This window comes from Vibrio sp. Y20_XG_PY13 (assembly GCF_024181925.1).
GTDB classification, from domain to species: domain Bacteria; phylum Pseudomonadota; class Gammaproteobacteria; order Enterobacterales; family Vibrionaceae; genus Vibrio; species Vibrio parahaemolyticus.
In genome coordinates, this window is record NZ_JAMZAL010000006.1 from 134502 (window position 1) to 155089 (window position 20588).

General features: G+C 37.3%; 18 protein-coding genes. 11 read left to right on the forward strand and 7 right to left on the reverse strand.

Going from position 1 to position 20588, the window contains the following annotated elements:
- Positions 1-207: 207 nt before the first annotated feature.
- The 7 genes from NL646_RS15560 to NL646_RS15590 form a co-directional block, all read right to left on the reverse strand.
- Positions 208-945 carry a glycosyltransferase family 25 protein gene (locus tag NL646_RS15560; protein ID WP_102780274.1) on the reverse strand — a complete coding sequence of 246 codons (738 nt, stop codon included), beginning with the start codon at positions 943-945 and terminating at the stop codon, positions 208-210.
- Complete coding sequence (locus NL646_RS15565; protein ID WP_253664407.1) at positions 920-2077, reverse strand: O-antigen ligase; 1158 nt, start codon at positions 2075-2077, stop codon at positions 920-922. The genes NL646_RS15560 and NL646_RS15565 overlap by 26 nt, the downstream gene beginning before the upstream one ends.
- A gap of 103 nt (positions 2078-2180) precedes the next feature.
- On the reverse strand, positions 2181-3122 hold the full coding sequence (gene rfaD / locus NL646_RS15570; RefSeq protein WP_071161410.1) for an ADP-glyceromanno-heptose 6-epimerase: 942 nt from the start codon (positions 3120-3122) through the stop codon (positions 2181-2183).
- Between the two features lie 141 nt (positions 3123-3263).
- On the reverse strand, positions 3264-5462 hold the full coding sequence (locus NL646_RS15575; RefSeq protein WP_253664408.1) for a YjbH domain-containing protein: 2199 nt from the start codon (positions 5460-5462) through the stop codon (positions 3264-3266).
- A gap of 2 nt (positions 5463-5464) precedes the next feature.
- Positions 5465-6226: a capsule biosynthesis GfcC family protein gene (locus tag NL646_RS15580; protein ID WP_071161412.1), complete on the reverse strand. Its 762-nt coding sequence runs from the start codon at positions 6224-6226 to the stop codon at positions 5465-5467.
- Entirely contained in the window at positions 6223-6897 is a 675-nt protein-coding gene (locus NL646_RS15585; RefSeq protein WP_253664409.1) for a YjbF family lipoprotein, read from the reverse strand. The genes NL646_RS15580 and NL646_RS15585 overlap by 4 nt, the downstream gene beginning before the upstream one ends.
- 67 nt (positions 6898-6964) lie before the next feature.
- A complete protein-coding gene (locus tag NL646_RS15590; RefSeq protein ID WP_069495959.1) occupies positions 6965-7174 on the reverse strand; it encodes a hypothetical protein in 210 nt (69 codons plus the stop codon).
- A 632-nt stretch (positions 7175-7806) separates the two neighbouring features.
- Here NL646_RS15590 and NL646_RS15595 point away from each other — a divergent pair.
- The 11 genes from NL646_RS15595 to NL646_RS15645 all read left to right on the forward strand — a co-directional run bounded on the left by NL646_RS15595 (position 7807) and on the right by NL646_RS15645 (position 20582).
- Positions 7807-8322, forward strand: a complete 516-nt coding sequence (locus NL646_RS15595; protein WP_031852596.1) for a porin family protein — start codon at positions 7807-7809, stop codon at positions 8320-8322.
- A 66-nt stretch (positions 8323-8388) separates the two neighbouring features.
- Entirely contained in the window at positions 8389-11061 is a 2673-nt protein-coding gene (locus tag NL646_RS15600; RefSeq protein ID WP_253664410.1) for an SLBB domain-containing protein, read from the forward strand.
- 309 nt (positions 11062-11370) lie between these two features.
- Positions 11371-12351, forward strand: coding sequence for a Wzz/FepE/Etk N-terminal domain-containing protein (locus NL646_RS15605; protein WP_253664411.1), 981 nt, complete (start codon positions 11371-11373; stop codon positions 12349-12351).
- 21 nt (positions 12352-12372) lie between these two features.
- Positions 12373-13677 carry a lipopolysaccharide biosynthesis protein gene (locus NL646_RS15610; protein WP_253664412.1) on the forward strand — a complete coding sequence of 435 codons (1305 nt, stop codon included), beginning with the start codon at positions 12373-12375 and terminating at the stop codon, positions 13675-13677.
- Positions 13674-14594, forward strand: coding sequence for a hypothetical protein (locus NL646_RS15615; protein ID WP_071161418.1), 921 nt, complete (start codon positions 13674-13676; stop codon positions 14592-14594). The genes NL646_RS15610 and NL646_RS15615 overlap by 4 nt, the downstream gene beginning before the upstream one ends.
- A gap of 36 nt (positions 14595-14630) precedes the next feature.
- Complete coding sequence (locus tag NL646_RS15620) at positions 14631-15491, forward strand: alpha-1,2-fucosyltransferase (protein ID WP_253664413.1); 861 nt, start codon at positions 14631-14633, stop codon at positions 15489-15491.
- Positions 15491-16468 (forward strand): glycosyltransferase, encoded by a 978-nt coding sequence (locus NL646_RS15625; RefSeq protein WP_253664414.1) that lies wholly within the window; start codon positions 15491-15493, stop codon positions 16466-16468. Before NL646_RS15620 ends, NL646_RS15625 begins: the two co-directional genes overlap by 1 nt.
- Positions 16465-17574 (forward strand): EpsG family protein, encoded by a 1110-nt coding sequence (locus NL646_RS15630; RefSeq protein ID WP_253664415.1) that lies wholly within the window; start codon positions 16465-16467, stop codon positions 17572-17574. Before NL646_RS15625 ends, NL646_RS15630 begins: the two co-directional genes overlap by 4 nt.
- A complete protein-coding gene (locus tag NL646_RS15635; protein WP_253664416.1) occupies positions 17571-18746 on the forward strand; it encodes a glycosyltransferase in 1176 nt (391 codons plus the stop codon). Before NL646_RS15630 ends, NL646_RS15635 begins: the two co-directional genes overlap by 4 nt.
- Before the next feature lies 1 nt (position 18747).
- The gene (locus NL646_RS15640; RefSeq protein WP_253664417.1) at positions 18748-19722 is read left to right on the forward strand and encodes a D-glucuronyl C5-epimerase family protein; all 975 of its coding nucleotides are present in this window, start codon (positions 18748-18750) and stop codon (positions 19720-19722) included.
- Positions 19722-20582, forward strand: a complete 861-nt coding sequence (locus NL646_RS15645; protein WP_253664418.1) for a hypothetical protein — start codon at positions 19722-19724, stop codon at positions 20580-20582. Before NL646_RS15640 ends, NL646_RS15645 begins: the two co-directional genes overlap by 1 nt.
- Positions 20583-20588 lie beyond the last annotated feature (6 nt).

Genomic DNA, 20588 nt, shown 5'->3' on the forward strand with positions numbered 1-20588 from the left:
AGTTACAGCCTATGTTATTTTCAACGGTGGACAGTTTAATTTTAAATCACTAAATGTTCACAATCATTAGTCATTACTATTGTCGTGAGTGCCAGTCCTATGTGCTCTTAGGAGCGTATGTTAAATCACGTCTCTGAGAGCTTTCACTTTATCCTCAGTTTCTAAAGGTGTACGAAGCCTTGAATTGCTGTTACTTTGGCATATTGTTTAGCGATTTGCCAACAGGTATACCTTAAGTCTAATTTGTTCATACAGGCGAAATGTCTCAATATTAATCTTATCAAGAAGCGTTAATGAGGTTTTGCTCTTTCTAACGTGACCTATTGTCGATGGGAGCACGGCTCGGGAAACCACGTTAGGATAAACACTAACGATGTTAGTACGATGAATCCATACCTTTTCCATGTAATCATCCACTGGTACGATGATTTCATTTGCGTGCTCTACAAGGCTTTGAGCGGTTTCTGAGCTCATCAGATACCCCATTGCACCTGTTGTTGGCTTAACATAGTTGCCCAAAGTAAAGCTGTCATTGAGATCATGTGTTTTCTTAAAGCGAACCCCTTGTTTAGAGGCTGAGAGTTTGATGATGGTTCTTGGCTTCGTGCATTGTGAGTAGACTTGCTTTAAGTCGGCAACTAGGAATGTAAACTTGGGGTGTATATCCACATTATCTTCCAGAACTAATACATCTTGCCCGTGCTGAGCACTCCATTGCCATATGGCCATATGACTAAAAAAGCAGGCAATTTCACCTTCTGTTAGTTCATAACCTTTTAAGTTGCGTGTTTTTTCTGGATTTAACCTTTGTCTTTGCTCGTGCGATAACTCTTGGGGGGTTAAAGCGTCAAAGAACTCAAATTCAATATCAGTTAAACCTAATGTCTCCTCAACGCGCTTTCTACGATCGGTGGATTGTTTAAGGCTTAAGACGAATACTTTCATTACAACGCTCTTTTGAAAAATATAAAATGAAGAAATACAAATAGAAACTTAACGTACTGGCATTGCTCAACGGTGTATCCGTTAAACCAGATACGGCGTAGATGCCGCACACCAACAGCATCGCATCGGTATTGGGCCAGGAGTGCCGGAGGTAATACGTTACGGGTTTGAGTAGCAAAAATATGATAATCATTGTGCCAATGAACCCGTCACGTACCCACGTAGAGATGAGTTGATTATGGTAGTGGTACAGGATAGTAAGATCTAACCCACCGTAGTTTTCAAAACGTTCCTTAAGTAAAGGTTTGTCGTTGTAACCATGCCCTAGCAATGGCGCTGATGGTATAAACGATAGCCCTGCCTTCCAGAGTTCCAGGCGAGAATGAATATTGTAGTCTTTATTTGATTGACTCTCTTTGTATTCATTGACTTGAACCAACTTGTGACTGAGAAATGAGTTATTAATTATTTGAGGAGCTAGAACACCAACACTGAGAATCACAATGATTAAAGCGTTTATGCGATTTTTCTCAAGCAGGGTTTGTAAGGTCAAGACTCCCATTGTAAGCGTAAAAGCGAGTAATGGTCCGCGAGAAGAGGCACCAATAAACGGAAAGCTGACCAGAATAAAAGAGACGGTACCGACAAGCATTAAGTGCCGCTGTTTTTGCGCGATTAAAAACAGGCTGAGCACGGCAACAGCAGCGGCATAGGTCGCAAAGTTAATCCGATTTAAGTGCCAGATGCCTTCACTGCCGAGCAATACATAGTAGGTGCAAGCCGATGTGGCAGATAATGCGATAAAGCACGCCAACATGTTTTTCGACAGTCTGAGCCTTGGAAGGAAAATGGAACACAGAGTAATGGATAGCACCACTCTCAACGTGCTTGAGCTAAAACCATGATAAGTTTTACTAAACACATAGTAAGTAGATATTACGACTAAGGCCTTACTTATCCAGTCCCAGTGAAGCTCTAAGCGGCTGTGTGACCTGTAATAAATCAGCTGATAGCAAGCAATCGAAGCTAACGTAATGAAGACGATATCTTTTGTCGCATCCGAGTACCAGAATATGGCTGTGAATGTAAACAATAATGGAAGCGTAGCGGTGGTGCGAAGTGCGTTGTTCATTAATAAACCACTGATAAGGGAGCGTATTACGCTCACTTTGATTATAAGAGTTTTATTGTATAACTAGTCAAAGCCGTAGCTTTGAAAGGATAAAACGAATTGTTTAATGGTTTTGAATGGTTAAGTATTCGGCAACGCCTTCTGCAACCGTCTTGAACTCAACATCGCAACCGGCAGCGCGTAGCTTGGTAAGGTCTGCTTGTGTGAATTCTTGGTAAGCGCCTTTTAGGTGCTCAGGGAATGGGATGGTCTCAATTTTGCCTTTGCCATGATGCTTGATAACTGCTTTTGCTACCTCTTCAAAAGATTCTGCACGACCAGTACCACAGTTGAAGATGCCAGAAACACTATTTTCAAGGAACCATAGGTTTACTTTACATACATCACCAACGTAAACGAAATCCCGCTTAAAAGACTCGCTACCTGCAAACAGTTTTGGATTTTCACCTGCGTTTAGCTGGTTGTTCAGATGGAACGCAACAGATGCCATGCTGCCTTTGTGATCTTCACGTGGGCCATATACGTTGAAGTAACGGAAGCCAGTGATTTGAGAAAGGGTTTCACCATGTTCTTCAGCGTCTTGCCATAGACGACGAACGTAGTTATCAAATTGTTGTTTCGAGTAACCGTATACATTCAGTGCGCCTTCGTATTCGCGTTTTTCAACGAAAGTATCTGTATCGCCGTATGTGGCTGCGGAAGAGGCGTATAGGAATGGAATTTCACGATCTAAACAGTAATGAAGCAGCTCTTTAGAGTACTCGTAATTGTTTAGCATCATGTATTTACCATCCCACTCTGTCGTTGCAGAGCAAGCGCCTTCGTGGAAAATTGCCTCAATCGGACCAAAATCATCGCCCGCCATAATTTGGGTCAGAAAGTCGTCACGATCCATGTAATCTGTGATGTCCAGATCCACTAAGTTCTTAAACTTTTTGCCATTTTTTAGGTTGTCGACAACCAGGATATCGTTAATACCAGCTTCGTTTAGTGTTTTAACAATGTTGCTGCCGATCATGCCAGCGCCACCAGTTACGATGATCATAGAACTTCCACCATAGATTAAAATTTTCTCAGGAATTCTAGCAAGAAACAGAAATTAGCGCTATTGGAAGGAAAGGAAAGGTATAAAGCGCTTGGGGGAGGAATAAACAAAAGGGAGCCGAAGCTCCCTTAAATAGTGTTGTTATTCGGCGTTTGACGCATTTGGTCTTTGGTACCAAGGGTTGCGTTCGTCTGTTAATTGAATAAGTTCGTATTTTCTATTTAGCTTCTGACCACCATCACGAGTGATTGGTTGCCAAGAGAAGTTTGCTCTATTGTTACTTGGTTTCACTGTCATGATATCGTATGGAATCGAAATGTAGAGACCTTTAGTAAAGCTGCCTTCACCAAACTCTTCTGCAGTTAAATTTGTAAACGAAGCATAAGCACCGGCGATTACGCCACTATCAAACTGCTTAGCTATGTTTATTTGAGTACCGACGTCACCTCCGAGGAACTGCCCTACATCTACTTGTACCATCAAATTGGATAGAAAATCCCATTGAGGGTAGTAATACGCAGAAACGAAACCTGTGAAGCCTTTATCAATAACTTGGAAAGGATCTCCGTATTCTGGAACATACTGCCACTTTTCATCGTACACACCGAAGTAACTTTGCGGGTCGCGTTGAGAGATCAAGTTAACATCCGCACCGATCGCCCAGTTTGCGCCTTTCGGTCGGTACAAGAACTCGGTACCCACACCGGCGAACATGCTCTCCAGATAACCAGCGTAGAACTGTTGATCCATGGTGTCTGAGTACTCTTGGAACCAAGTTAATTGGAGATTCTGCATAGTTACAGGATATTCATCTCTATAGGCTCTAAACATAGTGCGTACACGAGGTATCGTCGTGCCATCCGGTGGGGTGACGTAGTTAAACTTGTCGTAGTTGTTGTACCAATCCCAATAAAGAGCACCACTTACTTCTAAATCATCTGTCAGCCAATAAGAGGCTTCACCTTTAAGACCTACACTAAAGAAGTAAAATGTTTCAGCAGCACCCAGTGTTTGAACCAGTTGCGGGGAAAAACCATAATCAAAGCGCTCAAAACCGTCGTAAGCAGGCTTACCTTGTGGTTTCTCGCTTGAGGTATATGTTGCATCTTCGATATTTGGATTGATGTAGTTAACTTCTGCAAAGTCACGGTATTTCTCTTTGGAGATAACCGTTTGATCGCCGATCAGACCACGACTGCGTTCATTGATAGTAAAGGTATTAATGTTGTCTGGCATTTCGCTGTAAAGGACTGCCGCTGCTTTTTCATGAGCTTCATTGCGATCACGATACTTTTTCTGCTCGCCGACAACCGAAACGGTATTGTCTTCAACATAGAGTTGGGTATTTTGGTAGCCAGCAATCTTATCTAGCTCCTCAGTAACACGTTCCCAATCTACATCAGACAGTTGCTCTGGTTGTTTGTCTTTAACTTCTGGCGTTGGTGTATCACGCCAGAAAGATGGCATATCATTGAAGTTCGTGTAAAGGCTTACGCCTGCAACTAACGTATCACCGCGCTCGTAGCTCAAGCGCAAATCTGCCATATGTCCTAAACGATACAAAATACCAAAGTTCCAAGGCGTATGGGATGTCATATCTATACCACCACGTACTACAGGATAGTCTTCACTGTAGTCGTTGCTGTCGTATTCAAGCTTAAAGCGTAGCGGGGCATATAAAGTTTGATACTCGATGCCGCCAAAGAGTGCAGCAGGACCTTTAAACCAACGTTCAAAATCCACACTACCACCGTTATTTTTGAAGTCCGAAGGTCGCTCACAGAATTTATCGGATAACTTACAAGCTGGGTTACTGATACTGTCGCGAGTGCCTAAGTAGCCCCAGCCCATACCCAACGTAAAATCAAAGCTACCGAGGTTTGGGTTAGAGTAACGTTTTGTCGCGGCAACAAATTCTCCATCAAAAAGACCGGTACCAGCAAAGTCGCGAATACCAACAGAAAGCTCTGGTAAGTACTCTGACTCTTGCAAAAGTCGAACTTTAAAATCGATACCTTTGTCGGTGTATTTGGTATCACCCGAGAAGCTTGGATCATCACTATAAAAAAGGTCATTCACCATGGTGTAGCGGATGGTCGTTTCTAACCAGGGCATGACTTGCAGTGTGACATTGTAAAAAAGGTACTCATTGCTGCCGGTAACAGCAAAATTAAACTCGCCTTCAGGTGCCATACGACCTGTGGGCATCTGCATTAAGCCGACACCACCAAAGTCCATTTGTGATGGCCGCAATGGTGGTGCTTCGAAAGGCATGTCTTGAGCCCACACCAACGCTGGACCTATTAAAGAAAGGGATAAACTGGTTCTGATCAGGTTCATGTTTAGTTCTTCGATGAGGTTGGTTTACGTTGTGCAAGCAGAGCGACAATGTCTTTATCCATTTGTGATGTTTCGAACTCATCAAATGGGATGTACACCATGGTAAGTGGTGGCAAGTAATATTGAGTGGTTAACCAACTATCATGATGAGGATGAATGACCTTGCCATCCGGGTAAATTAGAATTGGCGGATAGGCGAGCTCACCAATATCACCTGAACGTAGATTATCGACCTGTTCATGCAGAGCGATACCCGCTTGGTTTTCTACTGCGTAGACTTTTTCCAAGTTACCCACATACAACACTTTCTCTTTGCGTTTTGGTGCACTTAACGCAAGTTGACCTTGTAAAAGAGGGTTATCAAATTTATCCAGACGGATGCGATCAACATCAATGGCCGACAGCACGCGAGGTGCAAACTGGCTTCGTTGGATAAACTTGTAAAATGGGTGCGCAACTAAATTATGTTGAATCATTTGGTTCAACACCGAATTCTTTAAGGCAGTACTTTCTTGCTGTGCTGTTTCGGAATTATCAAATAGAGTCACAGCTAAAGGGTATTGCAGATCGACTTGTTGTTCTTGTGCATGCTTAAGTATGCTCTCTAAACGTGCCGCTTGTTGGAACTGCAATGCCTTGCCCGTTCCGACAAGTTCTATATTGAGCGGTGATGAGGTGTGATTTTGAGCTTGAACGGTAGTAGGTATAGCCAGAATCGTTGCCGTTAAACTTAGGCTTAATAAAGATAGCAGTCGCTTATTCATGATTTACTGTACCCTTTCAGAATAGTCAATTCAACAGGCACCATGTTTGGACCTAAGTGTTGACGTGTTCTCACCACTTCTCCTTTACCGTTTACCCAGTATTGGTTCTTTACACTTTTTTCTAAGCTGGTAAACGTTACAACCTCTGTATAAACATCAGTAGCTGTAGATGAAATAGGGGTTATGACGGTTTCTTTACCTTTACGGGAACGTTGGACTTTTGCCGGGAATCCATAACGGTATTTGTCAGACCAATCGTAAGAGAGGGAATATTGCGCAGAGGACGCTGAGTAGGCAGGAACGTTGCCATAAATGCCCGCTAGATTGGTGGTTTGCAAGCCAATAGTTTTAACGATATGACCGTTCTCTGTTACCACCATTGCCTTGTCTGCACTTACCCATTTTAACTGAGTATTACCAGTTAATGGGTTTTGCTCAGCAAAGGCCAACACTACGAAGACCTGTTTTTGGTCACCAATTTTTAAGTAAGCACTGGCATAAGGAACTGCTTCAATTTCTTCTGGAGTTAGCTCAACATCGATGTAGTTGCCATAAGCTTCTTGGACCGTAGCGGATACATCATTGAATTTTTGCGTACAGCCGAAGATTGAGCTCAGTAAAGATAGGGCAATCAATAAGCGTATCCATTTTAGCGATAGAAAGGTGTTCATCATTCCCTCATTACAAATAAAATCGCCCTGAAAAATCAGGGCGATATATAAGTCAAGCTAGGCTTGCTTATTTTTTAATACTAGTAGTCGTAGTTGTAGTTGAGTCACTATCTGACGCTGCAACTGCTACTACAGTTACTGCTGCTGCTGCACCTACTGCTACTGCTGTTGTGCCAGTTGCAGATGCTGCTGCTGTACCAGTAGTGCCAGCTTCAGTCGCTGCAAATGCAGTTGATGCGCTTAGAGCCATAAGAATAGCTAGAGCTGTGTTCTTCATTATTAATCCTTGTATTTCAGATTTTAAAACATCGATGTTTGGTCTGTTTATAACATACCATCTCTCATTTTAGTTAAAAAACAATCAGCATGTAAATAGTTTCCTATGGGAATTTACCTAACGTTAAAGAAAGACAATTGAAGAGTTGATAATCGCCTATATGGAATTCTAGTTTGCAATAACCATGCATTAGATATGGTTTTGGTTAATCTTGGCTATTTTTAAGTAACGTTCACGGCTCTTAGTCACAGCAATCCTTGTTGTATCTCGTTTTTAGCGGTTAATAGTTAATTTTTTCTTATCAGTGAGAACTGACTAACTAAAACAGAACATCTATAAGCGATGCTAGAGAACCTTGCCGTTTTGCGCTAATCCATGCATAATTTGCCAGCTTTTGTGTGGCGTTTATCAAGACTGTTTTTTTGAACGACTAGTCGCAAAAGTGAGGCTTAAAAAGAATATTTATATCAATAAACCGAATGGATCGGGAATCAGCGAACAGTGGCTAGCGCGTAATGCCGCCGGGCGGTAGCGTGTAAACGCACAAGCGAAATTGACAAAAGTTAACAGACATTCACTGCGCGCGTCGTTCATAATGTGCAGCGGTCAGTCGACACCCAAGGAACACTTACGTGATTAATAAACGACCATGGCTAGGGGCGTTGAGTGCAATCAGCTTAGGCTTGTGCTCATTTTCTGCCTCAGCAGACTTTTATGCTGGTGCGTTAGTCAGTTACTCTAACGCCGAATTTCATCATTCCTCTTCTTCAGTAACCGAGGGAAACCCTTTCCTTCTTCAAGCGCAAGCTGGTTACTTCTTCAATGATTACCTCGCTTTTGAAGCGCGTTACGGAACTTCTGTACAACGAGACAGCGGGCTTGCAGTAGACAGCCTAGCGAGTGGCTTTCTTAAGCTGAACATGCCCGTCTCTGAACGTATCGCATTGTACGGACTTGCTGGTTATTCGAGCGTTCAGATCGACCAACAAAATGTAGGCTCAAATAAAGATCAAGGTTTTAGCTTTGGCTTGGGTATGCATTACGCTTTGGACAAGCAGAATGCAGTTGTCTTTGAGTTTGTTGATAGTACATCTGAAGATCAGGTTCGTTTGAACGCACTTACTCTTGGCTTTCAACACCGATTTTAATTAAAGACCTAGCGCCTAGTTTTGTGGCTAGGATTTTTAACTCCTGACTTTAAATAGCGAATTATCATGCTCAAAGGATATTTCTCGATAGGTGCTTGCATTCTGGCAAGCCTATTTGCGCCGTTTACTAATGCGCAGACTCCAACCCCAGAACAAATTCAGATGTTTCAGAACTTACCTGCTGATCAGCAACAAGCGTTGGCGAGTAAGTATGGCATCTCTATTCCATCCGGTGCTTCTTCTCAGCCAAGCAGTTACCAAAATCCTCAAGTGGTTGAACAACGTCCGGTTGCTAGTAGCGCGACTGAAGTAAAAGTAACCGACTCAGAAAAAGACGAGCAAGGTCTAAAGCGTTTTGGTTTAGATCTATTTGCAGGTTCACCTACGACGTTTGCACCAATCAGTGATGTGCCTGTTCCGGCTGACTACACGGTAGGAGCTGGTGATGAAATCGTTATCCAACTTTTTGGTAAAGAGAACACGACGCATCGTCTTCGTGTTAATCGCGCTGGGGTCATTAATTTCCCTTCTATTGGTCCTGTTCAAGTGGCTGGTATGACATTTTCTGACGTGCGCGATTCTTTAAACCAGCGTGTAAAAGAGCAAATGATCGGGGTTCGCAGTGATATTTCGTTAGGTGAAATGCGTACCATGCAAGTTTTTGTTATGGGTGATGCCTACAAGCCAGGTGCTTACACGGTAAGTGCCCTAACCACGATCTCTCAAGCGATTTACTATAGCGGTGGCTTTAGTGAGAGTGGAGCCCTTCGTAACGTGCAACTTAAGCGCAATGGTCAGGTAATTCGTAAACTTGATATGTACGACCTGTTACTTAAAGGTGATGCGCGTAACGACATCCGCTTATTACCAGGAGATGTGGTCTTCATCGGTGCATTGGGTAACACTATTTCGATTGATGGTGAAGTAAACCGCCCGGCAATCTATGAAATCAAGCCAGATGAAACCTATAAGCAAGCTATTCAAATGGCTGGTGGTTTTACGGCTAACGCTTATAGCGATCAAATCGAAGTGAAGCGTTACGCCGCAAAAGGTGCGCGTGACGCATTAACACTTAACTTTAGTCAGTCTCAGGATCAGCAAAGCAAAGTAAAAGATGGCGATGCCGTTAATGTACTGAAGAAGAGTGAAGAACTGACACGTTATGTACAAATTGAAGGTGATGTCCGCCATCCGGGTTTTATAGAGTGGAAGAGCGGTCTGCGAATTGCTGATTTATTCCAATCTGTTGATACCTCATTCAATTCTACTGCAGATGTAAGCTATACTGTTGTTGTACGTGAGATTAACCCTCAACGCGATATCGAGGTTTATCAAGTTAATCTTGCTAATGCGATTCTTTCTCCAACGAGTAAAGATAACTTGAAGTTAAACTCTCGCGATCGAGTCTTGGTGTTTAACCGTCTCAATAACGAAGATTTGGATACATTAGCGGCTCAAGAAACAGTTACCAAAGCGAAAACATTAGAGCAAGCTCAACTTCAAGCACAACAAGAACAGTTGAAAGAACAAGAAGTCATGAGCTCATCGGTTGCAGTGTCTTCTGCTGCGCCACTAGAAAAAAATTCAAAACAACCAAAGATCATGTTTCGTGGCAAAGAAATCACTAAAGACGATTTTGAAGCATTAAAACAAAATACGCGTCGCACGTTGCTTGCTCCTGTATTGCTGCAACTTCAACAGCAATCGCGTTTGGGTTTGGCTCCGCAAATTGCAGAAGTCTTCGGTGAGGTAAAACACCCTGGGCGTTACCCAATTACCCCACGTATGACGATTTCTACCTTGATTGAAGCCGCGGGTGGTTTAACTTATAACGCATTTACCATTAACGCAGAGTTAGCTCGTACGGTAATTAACAGTAAAGATGAGCGCGCTTCTATTGATGTTGAGCGTATTGATTTGCGCCAAGCCATCAAAGGCAGTACCGCTGATGATGCCGTTATTGTTGGTCGCGATCGTCTAAACATTCTTGAGAAGCCCAACGTCAAACTACAAAGCACGGTAACGTTGCAAGGCGAAGTCCGCTTCCCTGGTACTTATACTGTTCGTCAAGGTGAGACCTTAGGTGAATTGTTAGAACGTGCTGGTGGTTTAACCGAATTCGCACATCCGCAAGGGGCTATCTTTACTCGTGAGGCTTTGCGCCTTCAAGAGCAAAAGCTACTAAACCAATACGCTGCAGATATGCGAGCAGAAACGGCGAAGAAAACCTTCCGTGCTGATAGCAACATGGGTTCGGTCATCTCTGACCCAGATAAAACCCTGAAGTTTGTTGAAGAAGCAAGCCGCAGTAAAGCTCTTGGTCGTATGGTCGTACAGCTAAATCGCATTCTAAAGGACGAACGTTCGGCGGACTTTATGTTAGAAGATGGTGACTTCCTATTTGTACCAACCTTCCGAAACACGGTTTCGATCATGGGCGAAGTTCAAGTTCCAATTACATACCTACTTGATAACAAGCTAGATGTGGATGATTACTTGAACAAATCCGGTGGTGCGAAAAAACAAGCGGATGAAGATCGTATCTTTGTCGTACGTGCTGATGGCTCGGTTTACAAACCAACATCAGGCTACTGGTTCGGTAATAACCATGAAGAGCTAAAAGCGGGTGACACAATTGTTGTACCAATTGATACTGACTACCGTGATGCATTAAGCACCTGGACAGCGGCAACGCAGATCCTTTACCAAACTGGTGTAGCGATAAACGCTTTGAAGTAAGGAACGACAAGGTCATTCCAATCAGCTTAAAACAAGATTAGAAATACAATAATAGTAAGAGCTTATGTAACGATTGAAGTTACATAAGCTCAGTTTTGTGAATACTATTAATCAAAACGGCAAATACTACTCTGGACAGCAATAGTGGCATTATTCAACCGTAGCCCGTCATACCAGCGAGCCGAAGCGAGACTAGGAATCTTGTCACAGCGCGGTTGTGTTTTGCAAGTCGGGGAATAATTTATCAAATTTCACCAATCTCTGGGTCCAATATAAATAACGCACCTCAGAGCTTAGGATTAAAGACCAATGGAACCACAAAAAGAACCCAGTCCAAACTACCTACCTTACCCACCACAGCCACAATCTACGGGCGATGAAATCGACTTACGCGAGCTCTGTAAAGCTCTATGGGAAGGCAAATGGATAATCATTATTACCACGTTTATTTTTGCAATTGGCTCTGTACTTTACGCACTGAGTCTACCAAATATCTATAAAGCAGATACGTTGCTCGCACCAGCGGATACTTCAAATGGAGGCGGATTGTCAAAAATGGCTGGTCAGCTTGGTGGTCTAGCTGCACTTGCGGGGGTTAACTTTGGGGGGAGTGAGTCTTCTCAAACGGACTTAGCTGTACAAGTTATGAAATCGCGTCAGTTTATTGATACATTCATTAAAAATCATAATCTCCTTGTACCTTTAATGGCGTCAGAAGGTTGGGATTTGGCAACCAACTCTCTCATTCTAGATTCTGATGTTTATGATGTTACTTCGAGTAAATGGTTACGAGATCCGAATGGACTTCGTGGTGTTAAGCCTACAGCACAAGAGATATATGAAAAATTCATTAAAAAAATATTAATCATAAATAAAGATGAGGAGACTGGCTTTTATACTATTAGTGTTAAACATTACTCTCCTTATATTGCACAACAGTGGACAAAATGGTTAATAGAAGACATAAATAAAACAATGCGTGAACGGGCTATAGCTGAAGCTGAGCAAAACTTAACTTATTTGAATATTCAGTTAAATAAGACAGCTATTACAGATATGCAAAGTACATTCTATAAGCTAATAGAAGAACAAACAAAAAGTCTGATGCTTGCTGAAGTACAAGAAGAATTTGTGTTTAAAGTGATAGATCCTGCTTTAGTCCCTGAAGTTAAAGACACACCTAGACGAGGCTTGATTTGTATTATAGGTACACTTATAGGAGGAATTATTAGTGTCCTAATAATATTAGTATTATTTGTTTATAGAAAAGAAAATATAAAAGTTGTATAGCCCATTAGTTGTGAGTTTGATGTGACTAAAAGAAATGATATATTTAAAAAGTCTGTATCTAGAAGTCTGATTGCGAAAGTTGCTAGTATAATATTGTCCCTGATTAATTTGAGAGTAACCTTAAGCTATTTGGATGTCGAAAGTTATGGGATATGGATTACTATATTTTCGATAACTTCTTGGATAGTGTACTTTGACCTAGGTCTTGGTAATGGGTTACGTAACAAATTGACCGAGGCAGTACATCAGAATGATGGACTAAAAGCAAAAAGAATAATTGCGACCTCTTATGTGACGCTATCAATAATAGGTGTTTTTTTATTTGTACTGATATCACTAGCTATATCTTTTTTTGATATCGAGAACTTTCTTAATTTAAACAATGTTTCAAGTTTAAAAATAGTTATTCTTATTGTTGTCTTATTTACAGTTATAAACTTCATACTAAGTTTATACAAACAACTAAATAATTCATTGTATAAAACTGAGTATAATGAGATATCAATTCTCGTGTTTCAAAGTTTGTGCCTTGTCACCGTAATAATATTAGATTGGTGCTTTTCTCCTTCATTACTACTTTTAGCAATAGGGTTCGGTTTTTCACAGACTTTTGTTTCTTTAATATTTACATATATCTTTTTTTCAATAAATAGAGATTTTATTCCAAATCTCAAAGCATATTCTAAAGAAATCAATAAAGATATACTTTCGCAAGGAAGTATGTTTTTTCTAATTCAGATATCTATGATGGTAATATTTACAACTGATAATGTTATCATAACAAAATATCTTGGTCCTGAGTCGGTAACAACTTATAGTATTACTTTTAATTTATACCAGAAGGCTCTTATAGTATCATCTATTGCATTAGCTCCTATTTGGGCTTTATATAAAAATGCAATATTAGATAATGATATCAATTGGATTATTAACACAATTAAAAAAAGTAATTTTATTTTTTTTATATTTTCGTTGTTGATCATAATAGGTTCATTTTTTACGAAGGATATAATAAAAGTATGGTTAGATCGAGATTTATCATACCCGGATTATTTAATCCAGTTTTGTGCGATATTTATAATGATAAGGATCTTTTCTGATATATATATGTATTATTTAAATGCTGCCGGAGTTATAAAGTTACAGATGTACTTGTATGTCTTTGGAGCCATTATGAATATTCCTCTTTCTATATGGCTCATTAAAAACACAACACTTGGAAGTTCTGGAGTTATTCTAGCTACAATAATAACAATGTTACCCTTTGTGATATTGATGCCAGTTAAAGTTTACCTTAATATATGCAAACTGAGAAATGACGGATGATAATATACAGCTTAACTAGTCGAGGGTTTTACTCAGAGTTTATGAACCTTGCTATAGCATCTATTTATTGTGATTTGACTGGAAATGAACTTATAGTAAACACCAGAGCTTGGGTCGGTAAATATGACTTAGGTTTACAAGATTACTTTGAAATACCAATCAAAGAAGTTAATGATTTTTATTCTGTAGAGTATGATATATTTGGATTAAATCGTTCGATTTATATTGCTGCAAAAAAAATAAAAAGAATGGATTTTAGTGGTATCTATGTTGTTATTAAAAATTTTATAAACTTTTTCTACAAAAAATATAGCGGAAATAAATTATCAAGTGATATATTTTTCCACATGAGATCAAAAGAATTTATTGAAAGTGTTGGAAATGATGATGTGTGGCAAGTACTATTATCAAATAAAATTAAAGAGCTTCACAATGTTAATAAACACGTTAGAGATTACATAGAGAAACAAAAAGAAAAGATCAGTATTTCGAATATCGACTATATATCAGTCCATATTCGGAGAGGGGACAAAATAGCAACGAATGAGATGGAAAATATCAGTATAAGCAGATATGTTGAAGAAATTAAAAAGAGATCTCATATATCTAAAAATGTTTATGTTGCGACCGATGATTACTCTGTAATTAAAGAAGTAGAAGCTAACTTAGGTGATTCTTATAAGGTTTTCCATTCTGTTACTTCTGATAGGTCAGGTTTTTCAGAAAAAGATAATATTGAATCATCTTCAGAAGAAAAAAGAAAAGAAATGCTGAACTTACTTTTAGATGTGTCTATATTAAGTGAAGGGCAGTTTTTTATAGGAACATATAGTAGTAATCTTAGTCGTGTTATTCCATGCTTTAAAAAACTATCAGAATGTAAGTCGTTAGATATTGAATGGACTCCTGTATTTTAAAGTTCGCTAAACTTTAATTCAAACGAGGAAACGGTTTTGAAAATTGTCAATTGTATTGGTGGCTTAGGAAACCAATTATTTCAATATTCATTTTATATGTATTTAAAAAGTCAATATCCAAATGAAAAGATATTGTTTGATACTTATGGGTTAAAAAACTATAAAGTCCACAACGGATTGGAACTAAATGAGTTTTTATCATTAGATCTTGAAAGTAGATCATTTATTTTTAATAGATTCTTATTAACAACTGATGAGTTACCTACTACTATTAAAATATTAAGAAAACTATTGCCTAAAAAAGAGTTTATAGAACATTGCAGTCAAGAGTATAAATTTATTCATTCAGTTGATTACTTAGATGGAAAGAGTTTGTACTTTAAAGGTTATTGGCAGAACTATAAATATATAAAAGATAATTTAAAATTTATTAAGAGTTGTGTTAAAGATATAAATTTAAACGAAAGAAATAAAAAGTATAAAAACGAAATATTGTCTAGCAATTCTGTTTCAATACATGTACGACGTGGTGATTATGTTGATCATCCGTTATTTTCAGGTGTCTGTGAAATTTCTTACTATCAAAAAGCAATTAAAGAAATAAAAAACAAAATAAAAGATGCAAAGTTTTTCATATTTACAAATGATCCTAAATGGGTTGAGGAAAATTTTGTAGGCTTTGACTATTGCATTGTTAGTGGGAATAAAAATCAGGCATATGTAGATCTATATCTTATGATGAAGGCGAAGAATTCTATAATAGCAAATAGTTCTTTTAGTTGGTGGGGTGCTTTATTAAAAGATGAAGAGGATGGTCATGTAATTGCTCCCAAAAAGTGGAACAATGAAGGTCTAAGTACGAGAAGCATCTCCCCAAATACTTGGCAGTTTTTATAATGAAAGTCAGTATACTAATCCCAGTTTATAATGCTTCTAAGTACTTAAGTGTTTGCCTAGAGAGTGTTTATAATCAAACATATAGCGATGTAGAAGTTGTCATCATTGATGACGGTTCTGTTGATAATTCGTTGGAAATTATAAAAGAGTATGCCAATGAAAAAACAATTATTATTTCAAGAGAAAATAGAGGAATAAATCAAACTAGAAAGGAATTAGTTTTAAATTCAACTGGTAATATACTTGTTTTTATTGACTCGGATGATTATTTTAATAATTTAAATGTAATAGAAAATTATATCTCAGTCTTTGAAAATTATAACTGTGACATGGTTACGTCAAATTATACACGAGGTATAAATGACGTTATATATGAAACTTCTGAATCTCCAGCTTCAAGCGGCCTTCAGACATCGTTTGAATACCTATCAAAAATGATATCAGACAATTCTTGCGTTGCTTTATGGAATAAAGCTTTTAAGAGAAGTTTGTTACTAAGTTGTGTTGATAATGATTTCGTTGATTTAAAGTTGGGGGAAGACTTGTTAATTTGTATGTCTTATATCTTAAATTCAGATAAAATATATAAATTAGACATCGAAAGTATATTATATCGAGAGCATGAATCAAGCTTAACTAAACATAAGCATGCACGTGACTATTTGGAATTAAATCGAGTTTTGTTATCCATATCGAAAAAAATAACTGATGAAGATTTAAAGGACAAATTTAAATTGTTTCAGTGTTATCATGTATTACAAGCTATTTTTTGTCAGATTTCAAATAAAGATAATGATTATATAGAATTGAATGATTTGGTTGTTTCAATGGTCAAAAATAATAAGGTTTGGAAGTTTGATGGCTTTAGATATTGGAAAAAATACTATTTGATACTGTTGCACTTTTCTCCAAAATTGATAGATAATATTTTAATTAAAAGCCTTAGGTTAGCTATTAAAATAAAGAGTATATTGTGATTTATTATTACGTACTTTTGTTTTCAACTTTATTGGCTGCATTGTCTTTTTCTAATTTGAAGCTTTTAGATGTAGATAAACAATATTGTTTGCGATTAGCATTCCTATCATTGTCATTTTTGACTTTTTGGCTGATAGCTGGGCTAAGATATAAGATAGGTGCGCCAGACTGGTTTGAATATGACAAAATATTTAATCAGGTCAGTGATGGTATATTTAACATTAGATTTGAAATTGGATATCTTTATCTAAACTATGTTCTTTCTTATATCAGTAATGATTCTCAAATTGTATTTCTTTCTGTTTCATTATTTGTCACTATTGCATATTACTATTTTTGTTATAGAACATTAGGGGCCCCTTATTTTTTAATTGCTGTTTTAATATATATATCTACTTTGTATTTTAATTTAAATATGTACAATGTTAGACAGCATATTGCGATATCAATATTTTATTTTTCAATTATCTTTATTTCTAATGGTCGATATATAAGAGCTGTTTTGGCATTAATGTTTGCAGGGCTCTTTCACACGACTGCTTTTGCTCTTATTCCTTTGCTATTTTTGTTGAAAATTAAATTTAACAGATGGATTATTGCTATAATATTTTTTGTCGGTTATGTCTTTCTTATATTAAATATTAGTTTAGCTGATTATATAATATACATGCTGAGGTTTAATGACTATTTAAATGGAGTTATAAACTTGAGTATGAGTATTGATGGTCTTAACTCTCCAAGAACAGGTGGATTCTTGGGGATGGCTGAAAGGCTTTTCTTTCTTTTTATTGTACTAAAATTTTATGAGGAATTAGTAAAAGATAGTACATCAAGAATGGTCACAAACTTATATTTAATTTATTTGGCTGTTTATTTATTTTTATCATCTTATGGTTTCTTTATTGTGAGGTTGAATCTTTATTTCGCATCTTTTTTTCCGATAGCGTATGTTTTAATTTTAAAGAACCAGACAAGAAGAAAAGATGTAATATTTATTCTATTCGCTATATATTCAATTGTAAAATTTACCCTTTATATTTTAGGTCAAGTGGGTAATCCGGATTCCTTTGTTCCGTATCGTTCTTATTTAGAGAGTTTGCTTTGAAAAAAAAGAAAATTTTATTGATAATTCCAAAATTATATAACGGTGGGATTGAAAAAGTTGCTTCGGTCTTTTCTCTTAATCTTTGTGATGATTATGACCAGTATATATATTCCATAATGAACCAAGATGAATCTTATGATTTTGCAGTAAAACCAATAATTCTTGAACGAAGAGTTGCAAGTGGTTATTTGGGAAAACTATTAAATTTCTTTTATAGAATAAAGTTGCTAAGAGATATTGTTCACCAAGAAGATATAGATGTAGTTATTAGTTTTGGCGAGCGATGTAACTTGATTAATATGATTTCGTTCATTAAAGTCAAAAGAATACTCACAATCCATAGTGTTATCAGTGTCGAAAACAAATCAAAGGGATTTTTAGGTTTTGTCGGAGGGTGCATAGCCAGAACGACATACTCTAATGCAGAAGAAGTTGTTGCTGTATCTGGTGTAGTAAAAGATGAAGCTGAAAAATATTTGGGTATATCAAATATAAGTAAAATCTATAATGGGCACGAAATTGATTCTATTATAGAGCTTGGTAATTTTGAGGCTGACTATAAGATTGAAGGTGACTATATTGTTGCAGTAGGTCGAATTACTTATGCAAAAGGGTATTGGCACTTAATTCGTTGTTTTTCTAAATTAAAATTAACTAACCCAAATCTTAAACTAGTAATCGTTGGTGGTGTAGAGTTAGACGGAAGGCTTGAAGATTTAAAAGAAATTGTGTCACATTTTAAGTTGGAGTCTGAAGTGCAATTTCTAGGGCAAGTTAATAATCCGTACCCAATAATAAAAAATGCTAAGCTGTTAGCTTTGACTTCTATTTATGAAGGGTTACCTGGAGTTGCTATTGAGTCTTTATCATTAGGCACTCCTGTTGTTTCTACCAATAGTGGTGGTTCTGCGGAAATAGTATTGGGTGATGTTTCTTGTAACGAAATTAATCTCGAGTCTGAGTTTTGTAAAAGTGATTTTGGTTGTATAACCAAGACATTTAAAGGGGATTTTTTGAAATTTGAGGAGCTAACTTTTGAAGAGCAACAATTTTGTGATGCTATGCAATTTCAATTAGATGTTGATGTTAAAGGTGACAATCTAAAAACTCGAGCATTAGAGTTTGCTATTGAGAATGCAATTGCTAAATACCGTGATTTAATAGAGAAGTAATATGAAAGAAGCTACCAATTCCTATAAGTCTTTAGATACAATCCTACCTTATTTCAATATTAATAAAGAAGATTATTGGCATGTTGATTATAAAATTTTAAATTTTGAACCAATAAATTATTATTGGGATTTATCTCGGAAATACTTGGATTTTGCCGGGGAATTTGATGAGAGTGGCATTCCGCTTTATTTAGGTGCTGATGGAAATAAATATCACTCTGTTATTTTTCTTGGACATTTTGCACTTGGCGCATTTCAAGAGTATGTAAACTCAAACTCTGAGAGTTCAAAAAAAGATTTCTTGAGAATTTGTGATTGGTTGATTGATAACATTGAAAATAGTGCCCTTCATTATGGAATTTGGTTAAATAAATATCCAATGGCTCTCTTTAAGTTAGAAAACTCATGGTCATCAGGTTTAGCTCAAGCAAAAGGTATATCTTGCTTGGTTCGAGCATTTCATTTAACTAAGCAGAAGAAATATCTTTCTACTGCAATTATGGCTTCTAAGATGTTTTCCGTAGCTAGAGATGAAGGTGGGCTTTTGGCTGAGGTTGATGGAATGTATGTAATTGAGGAGTATACGACAACCCAGGCTTCTTGTGTTTTAAATGGTCATATTTTCGCTATTTGGTCTATCTATGATATTCTTCTTTTTGAGGAGTTTGTTGAAAGTAAAGAGGTAGAGCGACTTAAAGGGCTTTATGAAATTCTAATAGAGTCATTAGCTTCGAATTTAGAACGTTGGGATAATGGTTTCTGGTCAAAATACGATATTTGGAGTGAGCACAATAATATCTCTAGCCTTTTCTATCATGACTTGCATATTAAACAACTAGTTATTATGTGGAAGATGACTGGAAAAGCTCAGTTTATAGAACGTGCTAATAAATGGTCTTCTCAAAGAGGAAGATTCTCAAACAGAATGATTGCTCTTTTTAGCAAGGTTACTTTTAGGCTTAGAGGTCGGTTGTAATGCCACACAAGATTAAAATGTTAGTTGAATCTATTTTATATACGTTTTATTATTTTCTTGTGAATTTGTTTTCATGTAAATCTAGAAAATCAAAATCAACAAAGGTAGTAGTTTCTCTTACTACTTATCCGAAGAGGATTAGTACAGTATTTCTGACTATTGAGTCAATATTTAATCAAGATGTTAATGAAGATTATATTGTCGTTCTTTATTTGTCTAAAGAAGAGTTTAAGGGGACGGCATTACCTTCGTCTCTGATTCGACTACAAAATAGAGGTCTTGTAATCAAGTTTGTTGACGATAATATCAAGTCCTATAAGAAACTTCACTATGCTATAATAAAGTACTTAGATTTTGGAAGTAAAATAATCACTGCCGATGATGATATTCTTTATCCAAATGCATGGCTTCGAAAACTACTGGAAACTAGCAAAGAAAATCCTGACTGTGTTTGTTATTACAGAGGAAGAGAAATTAAATTAAATAATGAAGGGAAGATATTGAACTATAACTCACTTCCTTTAGCTAATTCTAAATCTAACAGAATGATGACTATACCAACAGGTGTTAGTGGGATTTTATATCCACCATATTCTCTTCACGAAGATGTACTAAAGGAAGATATCTTTCTTGATTTGGCCCCTAATGCAGATGATTTATGGTATAAAGCTATGTCCCTCATGAAGGGGACTGAATGTGTAATGGTCACAGATAAGTCAGTTCACTTCCCTCCGATTTTAGGAACACAAATTACGTCTCTTCGAAGTACCAACTTATGTTTGAGTAGTGATCTTATAAATAACGATACTCAACTTGGCAAACTTGTCGATTTCTATAAAATTAATTTTACAAATAAATAAGGATAA